We start from the raw sequence: 10,082 nt of genomic DNA, 5'->3' as shown, positions 1-10,082 counted from the left end.
GCTCGGCGGTAAGGCCCAGTTCGGCGGCCAGCGCTTCGGTGAGATGGAGGTCTGGGCCCTGGAGGCCTACGGCGCCGCCTACGCCCTGCAGGAGCTGCTGACCATCAAGTCCGACGACGTCCTGGGCCGGGTGAAGGTCTACGAGGCGATCGTCAAGGGCGAGAACATTCCCGAGCCGGGCATCCCGGAGTCGTTCAAGGTCCTCATCAAGGAAATGCAGTCGCTGTGCCTGAACGTCGAGGTGCTCTCCAGCGACGGCATGTCCATCGAGATGCGCGACACCGACGAGGACGTCTTCCGCGCCGCGGAAGAGCTCGGCATCGACCTGTCCCGGCGTGAGCCGAGCAGCGTCGAAGAGGTCTGATCTAGAAGCTGAGGAGGGGATTACATAGTGCTCGACGTCAACTTCTTCGACGAGCTTCGGATCGGCCTCGCGACCGCCGACGACATCCGCCAGTGGTCGCACGGCGAGGTGAAGAAGCCCGAAACGATCAACTACCGGACGCTCAAGCCCGAGAAGGACGGACTCTTCTGCGAGAAGATCTTCGGTCCGACCCGCGACTGGGAGTGCTACTGCGGTAAGTACAAGCGCGTCCGTTTCAAGGGCATCATCTGTGAGCGCTGTGGCGTCGAGGTGACCCGCGCCAAGGTGCGTCGTGAGCGGATGGGCCACATCGAGCTGGCCGCGCCCGTCACGCACATCTGGTACTTCAAGGGTGTCCCGTCCCGCCTGGGATACCTGCTCGACCTGGCCCCGAAGGACCTCGAGAAGGTCATCTACTTCGCGGCCTACATGATCACGCACGTCGACAAGGAAATGCGCGAGCGTGACCTGCCGTCGCTCGAGGCGAAGATCTCCGTCGAGCGGCAGCACATCGAGCAGCGCCGTGACGCCGACATCGAGGCTCGCCAGCGCAAGCTGGAGACCGACCTGGCCGAGCTTGAGGCCGCGGGCGCCAAGGGCGACCAGCGCCGCAAGGTCCGCGAGGGCGCCGAGCGCGAGATGCGGCAGCTGCGCGACCGGGCCCAGCGCGAGCTGGACCGGCTGGACGAGGTCTGGAGCCGCTTCAAGAACCTCAAGGTCCAGGACCTCGAGGGCGACGAGCTGCTCTACCGCGAGATGCGCGACCGTTTCGGCCGCTACTTCCGCGGTGGCATGGGCGCCCAGGCCATCCAGGAGCGTCTGACCAACTTCGACCTCGCTCTCGAGGCCGAGAACCTGCGCGAGACGATCCGCAGCGGCAAGGGCCAGAAGAAGGCCCGCGCGCTCAAGCGTCTCAAGGTCGTGTCGGCGTTCCTGAACACCCGCAACTCGCCCAACGGGATGGTCCTCGACTGCATCCCGGTCATCCCGCCGGACCTGCGCCCGATGGTGCAGCTCGACGGTGGCCGGTTCGCGACCTCGGACCTGAACGACCTGTACCGCCGGGTGATCAACCGGAACAACCGCCTCAAGCGGCTTCTCGACCTCGGTGCCCCCGAGATCATCGTGAACAACGAGAAGCGGATGCTCCAGGAGGCCGTCGACGCGCTGTTCGACAACGGCCGCCGCGGCCGCCCGGTCACCGGTCCCGGCAACCGTCCCCTGAAGTCCCTCAGCGACATGCTGAAGGGCAAGCAGGGCCGGTTCCGCCAGAACCTGCTGGGCAAGCGAGTCGACTACTCCGGCCGTTCGGTCATCGTCGTCGGCCCGCAGCTGAAGCTGCACCAGTGCGGTCTGCCCAAGCAGATGGCGCTGGAGCTCTTCAAGCCGTTCGTGATGAAGCGCCTGGTCGACCTGAACCACGCGCAGAACATCAAGTCGGCCAAGCGGATGGTCGAGCGTGCCCGGCCGGTCGTGTGGGACGTCCTCGAAGAGGTCATCACCGAGCACCCCGTGCTGCTCAACCGCGCGCCGACCCTGCACCGCCTGGGCATCCAGGCCTTCGAGCCGCAGCTGGTCGAGGGCAAGGCCATCCAGATCCACCCGCTCGTCTGCACCGCGTTCAACGCGGACTTCGACGGTGACCAGATGGCCGTGCACCTGCCGCTGTCGGCCGAGGCGCAGGCCGAGGCCCGCATCCTGATGCTGTCGACGAACAACATCCTCAAGCCGGCCGACGGCAAGCCCGTGACCATGCCCACCCAGGACATGATCATCGGCCTCTACTCGCTGACCACGCTCAAGGACGAGGACGAGAACGGTGTCGGCAGGGGCCGGGTCTTCGGCTCGGTGTCGGAGGCGCTCATGGCCTTCGACCGCCGCGAGCTGGACATCCAGTCGCTGATCCAGATCCGGATGAAGGGCGACGTCCCGCCGCCCCGCGGCTGGGCCGCTCCCGAGGGCTGGGAGGCAGGTGACAGCTACCGCCTGGAGACCACCCTGGGCCGGTGCCTGTTCAACCAGACCCTGCCGGCGAACTACCCGTACGTGAACTCGCAGGTCGGCAAGAAGCAGCTGTCGGTCATCGTCAACGAGCTCGCCGAGAAGTACCCCAAGGTCGAGGTCGCCGCGGCGCTCGACGCCCTCAAGGACGCCGGTTTCTACTGGGCGACCAGGGCCGGTGTGACGATCTCCATCGAGGATGTCATCGCGCCGCCGAACAAGGCCGACATCATGGAGACGTACGAGCGCAGGGCCGACAAGGTCCAGCGTGAGTACGAGCGCGGTCTGATCACGGACGAGGAGCGCCGTCAGGAGCTCATCGAGATCTGGACGCACGCGACCAGTGACGTGACCGACGACATGCAGAAGGCGTTCCCGAAGACCAACCCGGTCTGGATGATGGTCCAGTCGGGCGCCCGAGGAAACCTGATGCAGGTCCGGCAGATCTCCGGAATCCGTGGTCTGGTGTCCAACACCAAGGGTGAGACGATCCCGCGTCCGATCAAGGCCTCGTTCCGCGAGGGCCTGTCGGTGCTGGAGTACTTCATCTCCACCCACGGCCAGCGGAAGGGTCTGGCGGACACCGCGCTGCGGACCGCCGACTCGGGCTACCTGACCCGTCGTCTGGTGGACGTCGCGCAGGACGTCATCGTCCGCGAGATCGACTGCGGCACCGACCGCGGCGTCCCGCTGCACGTCGGCGAACGCGACGCCCAGGGCAACCTGGTCAAGGCGGAGAACGCCGAGAGCAACGTGCACGGCCGCATCCTCGCCGAGGACGTGGAGGTGGACGGCAAGATCATCGTGCCGGTGGGCGTCGACATCAACGACATCCACGTCACCGCGCTGGTCGAGGCCGGTGTGGAGACCGTCAGGACCCGCAGCGCGCTCGTCTGCGAGGCCAAGATCGGTGTCTGCGCCACCTGCTACGGCCGCTCGCTCGCGACCGGCAAGCTCGTGGACGTCGGCGAGGCGGTCGGCATCATCGCCGCCCAGTCGATCGGCGAGCCCGGCACCCAGCTGACGATGCGGACCTTCCACACCGGTGGTGTGGCGGGCGCCGACATCACCCACGGTCTGCCCCGTGTGCAGGAGCTCTTCGAGGCGCGCGTCCCCAAGGGCGTCGCCCCGATCAGCGAGGCCGAGGGCCGGGTCCGCATCGACGAGACCGACAAGACGCGGAAGATCGTGATCGTCCCGGACGACGGTTCCGAGGAGGTCGCGTACCCGGTGTCGATGCGGTCGCGCATGCTGGTCTCCGACGGGCAGCGCGTCACGGTCGGCCAGCAGCTGATCGCCGGTGCGGTCAACCCCAACGAGGTGCTGCGCATCCTCGGCCCCCGGGCCGTGCAGCTGCACCTCGTGGCGGAGGTCCAGCAGGTCTACCGCTCGCAGGGTGTGTCGATCCACGACAAGCACATCGAGATCATCGTGCGGCAGATGCTCAAGCGCGTGAACGTGCTGGAGTCCGGCGACGCCGACATGCTGCCCGGTGAGCTCGTCGAGCGGCCGCGCTTCGAGCGGATCAACCGCGAGTGCGTGGCGGAGGGCGGCACGCCGGCCTCCGGACGCCCGGTGCTGATGGGCATCACCAAGGCCTCGCTCGCCACCGAGTCCTGGCTGTCCGCGGCGTCCTTCCAGGAGACGACCCGAGTGCTCACCGACGCGGCGATCCACGCCAAGTCGGACTCGCTGCTCGGCCTCAAGGAGAACGTCATCATCGGAAAGCTCATCCCGGCCGGTACGGGCATGCCCCAGTACCGCAACATCCGGGTCGAGCCCACCGAGGAGGCCAAGGCCGCCATGTACACCGTCGGCGGTTACGACGGCTCCGCGGCCGACTACACCTTCGGCTCGGGCTCCGGTGAGGCCGTGCCGCTGGAGGAGTACGACTTCGGGCAGTACAACCGCTAAGCGGTCGCAGCCGGCCGAGAGTGATCACGAACGGCGCCCGGTCCCCGGAAGGGGGCCGGGCGCCGTCGCGTTTTCCCGCCGTCGTTCCCCCGTCTTGCCTGCCGTCGTTCCGCCCCGCCTCTGGTCTTGCCTGCCGTCGTTCCGCCGCCCCTGGTCTTGCCGTCGTTCCGCCGCCCCTGGTCTTGCCGTCGTTCCGCCCCGCCTCTGGTCTTCCCCGTCGCCGTTCCGTCCCCCCCCCACCACCAGGCTTTCTCCGGCGCCAGCGCTTTTTCCCTACCGCGGGTCCGGTAGCTGGGGATGTGGACCTTTCTTGACCGGAATGTTGCGGCGAAAGCCGTACGTTAATGCGGAGAACGGCCGGAGAAGTGCTCCGCGGCGGGTAAACTCGACACGGACCCAGAAGCGGTCGGTCGGAAACCGATCGCGGGAGTCATGACACGAACGCCGGCGCCTGGCAGGTGCAACCGTTTTGACGTGTTGCGTTGGGCTGGGTAGTCTTTTCCTTCGTGCCCATGTCTTCATGGGCCTTCATGCGTGCGCGTCGACAGGTTTCCCACTGGGGAGTCGGCAGAGGCGCCGCGTGGCCTCCTCCACCGGACCGGCCTTAACCGGGATGTGGCGCGGAACCTACGCGACACGCCCGACCGCGTGGGTCGGAGGGGATGAAAGAACCGCAGGTCATGACACCGGCAGTACCTGCAAAATGCATCACATTCGAATTACCGGCTAGCACGAACGGAGACGCGGTGCCCACGATTCAGCAGCTGGTCCGCAAGGGCCGCCAGGACAAGGTCACCAAGACCAAGACCCCGGCGCTCAAGGCCAGCCCTCAGCGACGCGGCACCTGCATGCGCGTTTACACCACGACCCCGAAGAAGCCGAACTCCGCCCTCCGCAAGGTCGCGCGTGTCCGGCTCACCAACGGTATCGAGGTCACGGCCTACATCCCCGGTGTCGGCCACAACCTCCAGGAGCACTCCATCGTGCTCGTCCGTGGTGGTCGTGTGAAGGACCTGCCGGGTGTTCGCTACAAGATCATCCGCGGCTCGCTCGACACCCAGGGTGTCCGTAACCGCAAGCAGGCCCGTAGCCGTTACGGCGCGAAGAAGGAGAAGTAGGAATGCCTCGCAAGGGTTCTCCTGGCCGTCGTCAGCTCATGGCTGACCCGGTTCACAACTCGCCCCTGGTCACCGCGCTCATCAACAAGGTGCTCCTGGACGGCAAGCGATCCATCGCCCAGTCCATCGTGTACGGCGCCCTCGAAGGCGCCAAGGAGAAGACCGGCAACGACCCGGTCGTCACCCTGAAGCGCGCGCTGGACAACGTCAAGCCCACCCTTGAGGTCCGCAGCCGCCGTGTCGGTGGCGCGACCTACCAGGTCCCGGTCGAGGTGCGCGCGGCGCGCAGCACCACCCTGGCCCTGCGCTGGCTGGTGCAGTACTCCCGCGCCCGCCGCGAGAAGACCATGACCGAGCGCCTCATGAACGAACTGCTCGACGCCAGCAACGGCCTCGGCGCAAGCGTCAAGAAGCGCGAGGACACCCACAAGATGGCCGAGTCCAACAAGGCCTTCGCCCACTACCGCTGGTAACAGCGGGTTCGACGAGACGACGAGGACGCGAGAGAAGTGGCCACCACGACCGCTCTTGACCTGGCCAAGGTCCGTAACATCGGGATCATGGCCCACATCGACGCGGGCAAGACCACGACGACCGAGCGCATCCTGTTCTACACCGGTATCAACTACAAGATCGGTGAGGTCCACGAGGGCGCAGCCACGATGGACTGGATGGAGCAGGAGCAGGAGCGTGGTATCACCATCACCTCCGCTGCCACGACCTGCGAATGGCTCGGCCACACGATCAACATCATCGACACGCCGGGCCACGTGGACTTCACGATCGAGGTGGAGCGTTCGCTCCGCGTCCTCGACGGTGCCGTCGCCGTGTTCGACGGCGTCGCCGGTGTCGAGCCGCAGTCCGAGACGGTGTGGCGTCAGGCCGACCGTTACGAAGTGCCCAGGATCTGCTTCGTCAACAAGATGGACCGGGTCGGCGCGGAGTTCCACCGCTGCGTCGACATGATGATCAGCCGCCTGAACGCGACCCCCGCCGTCATCCAGCTTCCCTGGGGCGTCGAGGCCGACTTCAAGGGCGTCATCGACCTGGTCAAGATGAAGGGCCTGCTCTGGAGCGCCGAGGCGGCCAAGGGCGAGATGTACGAGACCGTCGACATCCCGGCCGAGCACGCCGAGATCGCTCGCGAGTGGCGTGACAAGCTCGTCGAGACGGTCTCCGAGAACGACGACGAGCTGATGGAGCTCTTCCTGGAGGGCGTCGAGCCCACCGAGGAGCAGCTGGTCGCGGCCATCCGCCGCGCCACGCTGGCCAGCGCCATCAACCCGGTCCTGACCGGCACCGCGTTCAAGAACAAGGGCGTCCAGCCCCTGCTCGACGCGATCGTCGCCTACCTCCCCGCCCCGATCGACATCCCGGCCTTCAAGGGCCACGCGGTCGGCAAGGAGGAGGAGGTCATCGAGCGTCACGCCGACGTCAACGAGCCCTTCTCCGCGCTCGCCTTCAAGATCATGAGCGACCAGCACCTGGGCCGTCTCACCTACATCCGCATCTACTCGGGCACGCTCGAGACCGGCACCGCCGTGGTCAACTCGGTGAAGGGCCGCAAGGAGCGGATCGGCAAGATCTACCAGATGCACGCCAACAAGCGCGAAGAGCGCGCGTCGGCCGTGGCCGGTCAGATCGTCGCCGTCATGGGCCTGAAGGACACCACCACCGGTGACACCCTGTCGGACCCGGCTCACCCCGTGGTCCTGGAGTCGATGAACTTCCCGGCGCCGGTCATCAGCGTCGCCATCGAGCCCAAGACCAAGGGTGACCAGGAGAAGCTGGGCACCGCGATCCAGCGTCTGGCCGAGGAGGACCCGTCCTTCCAGGTCCGTCGTGACGACGAGACCGGGCAGACGGTCATCTGGGGTATGGGCGAGCTCCACCTGGAGATCCTCGTCGACCGGATGCGCCGCGAGTTCAAGGTCGAGGCCAACATCGGCCGGCCTCAGGTGGCCTACCGGGAGACCATCCGCCGCAAGGTGGAGAAGGTCGACTACGTCCACAAGAAGCAGACCGGTGGTTCCGGCCAGTTCGCCAAGGTCATCATCGACATTGAGCCGCTGGGCGAGGGCAACGACGGTTACGAGTTCGCGAACAAGGTCTCCGGTGGCCGCATCCCGAGGGAGTACATCCCCTCGGTCGACGCGGGCGCCCAGGAGGCGGCCGAGTTCGGTGTTCTCGCCGGATACCCCATGGTCGGGGTCAAGGTCACCCTGCAGGACGGTGCCTACCACGAGGTGGACTCGTCCGAAATGGCCTTCAAGATCGCTGGCTCGATGGCCTTCAAGGAGGCCGCGCGCAAGGCGGACGCCGTAATCCTGGAGCCGATGATGGCCGTCGAGGTCACCACGCCCGAGGACTACATGGGTGACGTCATCGGTGACCTCAACGGCCGCCGCGGGCAGATCCAGGCGATGGACGAGCGCTCCGGCGCCCGTATCGTCAAGGCGCTCGTGCCGCTCTCTGAGATGTTCGGCTACGTGGGAGACCTCCGTAGCAAGACGCAGGGACGCGCGAGCTACAGCATGCAGTTCGACTCCTACGCGGAAGTGCCTGCGCACATCGCCAAGGAGATCGTCGCGAAGGTGCGGGGCGAGTAGTCCAGCACCGTTCCGAGTGCGGGAGGCGAGAGATCGTCGCCCCGCTACCGGAGGGGTGCGGGGCGAGTAGTCCAGCACCGTTCCGAGTGCGGGAGGCGAGAGATCGTCGCCCCGCCACCGGAGGGGTGCGGGGCGAGGTACCTCTCGCCGGCCGGTTCCGAGAGGAGCCGGCCTCCCCAAGCCCGAATATGAAGACGCAAGTCACGTCAGAATCTCTAAGGAGAGAGCAGTGGCCAAGGCCAAGTTCGAGCGGACCAAGCCGCACGTAAACATCGGCACCATTGGGCACATCGACCACGGCAAGACCACTCTGACCGCGGCGATCACCAAGGTGCTCCACGAGCGTTTCCCGAACCTCAACGAGGCGACCCCGTTCGACAAGATCGACAAGGCGCCCGAGGAGAAGGCTCGTGGTATCACGATCTCCATCGCGCACGTCGAGTACCAGACCGAGAAGCGCCACTACGCCCACGTGGACTGCCCCGGTCACGCCGACTACGTGAAGAACATGATCACCGGTGCGGCTCAGATGGACGGTGCGATCCTCGTGGTCGCCGCCACCGACGGTCCGATGCCGCAGACGAAGGAGCACGTCCTCCTGGCCCGCCAGGTCGGCGTCCCCTACATCGTCGTGGCCCTCAACAAGTCCGACATGGTGGACGACGAGGAGATCCTGGAGCTCGTCGAGCTCGAGGTCCGTGAGCTTCTCTCGGCCCAGGAGTTCCCCGGCGACGACCTGCCGGTCGTCCGCGTCTCGGCGCTGAAGGCGCTCGAGGGCGACGCCAAGTGGGGCGACTCGATCATCGAGCTCATGACCGCCGTGGACGAGAACGTCCCCGAGCCGACCCGTGAGACCGACAAGCCCTTCCTCATGCCGATCGAGGACGTCTTCTCGATCACCGGTCGTGGCACGGTCGTCACCGGCCGTATCGAGCGTGGCATCGTCAAGGTCAACGAGACTGTCGACATCATCGGCATCAAGGAGACCAAGACCACCACCACGGTCACCGGTGTCGAGATGTTCCGCAAGCTGCTCGACGAGGGCCAGGCGGGCGACAACGTCGGTCTGCTCCTCCGTGGCATCAAGCGCGAGGACGTCGAGCGCGGCCAGTGCATCATCAAGCCGGGCACGACCACCCCGCACACCGAGTTCGAGGCCCAGGTCTACATCCTGAGCAAGGACGAGGGCGGCCGCCACACCCCGTTCTTCAACAACTACCGCCCGCAGTTCTACTTCCGTACGACCGACGTGACCGGCGTGGTGAACCTCCCCGAGGGCACCGAGATGGTCATGCCCGGCGACAACACGGAGATGAACGTCGCGCTGATCCAGCCCATCGCGATGGAGGACGGTCTCAAGTTCGCCATCCGTGAGGGTGGCCGCACCGTCGGTGCGGGTCGAGTGACGAAGATCATCAAGTAGTACGATCGCGGAGTGGCGGTCGGCCCTCGAAGCAGGGCCGGCCGCCTCCCCACGAGGGGACTGCGCCGCAGGGCGCGGACCCCGGCAGGACCCCACGAACCGTGATCTCGCAGTTGGTTCGGCCGAAGGATGACCGAACTAATTGCCAGATCACGGAAGAAAGCGCGGACTCACAGCGTCTGCTACGTGGGGCATGTGCGGAGAACGCCGCCCCAGGGCGAGACGTGCTCCGGCACGACGTGGCGGGACCGTCCCGGACGGACCCGGCCATGACACAGCGGCAACAGGCCGCACGTAACTTTTTCAGACGACAGTGAAGGACACCGAGGCCATTATGGCGGGACAGAAGATCCGCATTCGGCTCAAGGCCTATGACCACGAGGTCATCGACGTCTCGGCCAAGAAGATCGTCGAGACGGTGACAAGGACTGGCGCCAAGGTCGCGGGCCCGGTGCCGCTGCCGACCGAGAAGAACGTGTACTGCGTCATCCGCTCGCCGCACAAGTACAAGGACAGCCGCGAGCACTTTGAGATGCGCACGCACAAGCGGCTGATTGACATCATCGACCCGACGCCGAAGACGGTCGACTCGCTCATGCGACTCGACCTTCCCGCCGGCGTTGACATCTCGATCAAGCTCTGAGGGAACGCAC

The 10,082-nt window shown here is 66.3% G+C and carries 6 protein-coding genes and 1 pseudogene; all 7 read left to right on the top strand.

Annotation, left to right across the window (positions count from 1 at the left end; genetic code table 11):
• Positions 1–364: pseudogene (locus tag AB0G15_RS16550) on the top strand (DNA-directed RNA polymerase subunit beta); the annotation flags it as partial.
• A 27-nt stretch (positions 365–391) separates the two neighbouring features.
• Positions 392–4,279 (top strand): DNA-directed RNA polymerase subunit beta', encoded by a 3,888-nt coding sequence (locus tag AB0G15_RS16545; protein ID WP_362839975.1) that lies wholly within the window; start codon positions 392–394, stop codon positions 4,277–4,279.
• Positions 4,280–5,025: 746 nt separating this feature from the next.
• Positions 5,026–5,397, top strand: coding sequence for a 30S ribosomal protein S12 (rpsL, locus tag AB0G15_RS16540; RefSeq protein WP_012887826.1), 372 nt, complete (start codon positions 5,026–5,028; stop codon positions 5,395–5,397).
• Between the two features lie 2 nt (positions 5,398–5,399).
• Positions 5,400–5,870, top strand: coding sequence for a 30S ribosomal protein S7 (gene rpsG / locus AB0G15_RS16535; protein WP_012887827.1), 471 nt, complete (start codon positions 5,400–5,402; stop codon positions 5,868–5,870).
• A gap of 36 nt (positions 5,871–5,906) precedes the next feature.
• On the top strand, positions 5,907–8,006 hold the full coding sequence (gene fusA / locus AB0G15_RS16530; protein ID WP_362839971.1) for an elongation factor G: 2,100 nt from the start codon (positions 5,907–5,909) through the stop codon (positions 8,004–8,006).
• Positions 8,007–8,235: 229 nt separating this feature from the next.
• Positions 8,236–9,429 (top strand): elongation factor Tu, encoded by a 1,194-nt coding sequence (tuf, locus tag AB0G15_RS16525; protein WP_362839969.1) that lies wholly within the window; start codon positions 8,236–8,238, stop codon positions 9,427–9,429.
• 334 nt (positions 9,430–9,763) lie between these two features.
• The gene (gene rpsJ, locus AB0G15_RS16520; protein ID WP_030912931.1) at positions 9,764–10,072 is read left to right on the top strand and encodes a 30S ribosomal protein S10; all 309 of its coding nucleotides are present in this window, start codon (positions 9,764–9,766) and stop codon (positions 10,070–10,072) included.
• Positions 10,073–10,082 lie beyond the last annotated feature (10 nt).

The sequence above is a fragment of the Streptosporangium sp. NPDC023825 genome (assembly GCF_040639575.1).
Classification (GTDB): domain Bacteria; phylum Actinomycetota; class Actinomycetes; order Streptosporangiales; family Streptosporangiaceae; genus Streptosporangium.
This window is presented reverse-complemented; position numbering and strand designations above follow the sequence as displayed.

Bases quoted from the DNA above. Each gene is read 5' to 3' on its own strand.
- rpsJ (WP_030912931.1), top strand. From the start codon at position 9,764: ATGGCGGGACAGAAGATCCGCATTCGGCTCAAGGCCTATGACCACGAG.
- rpsG (WP_012887827.1), top strand. From the start codon at position 5,400: ATGCCTCGCAAGGGTTCTCCTGGCCGTCGTCAGCTCATGGCTGACCCG.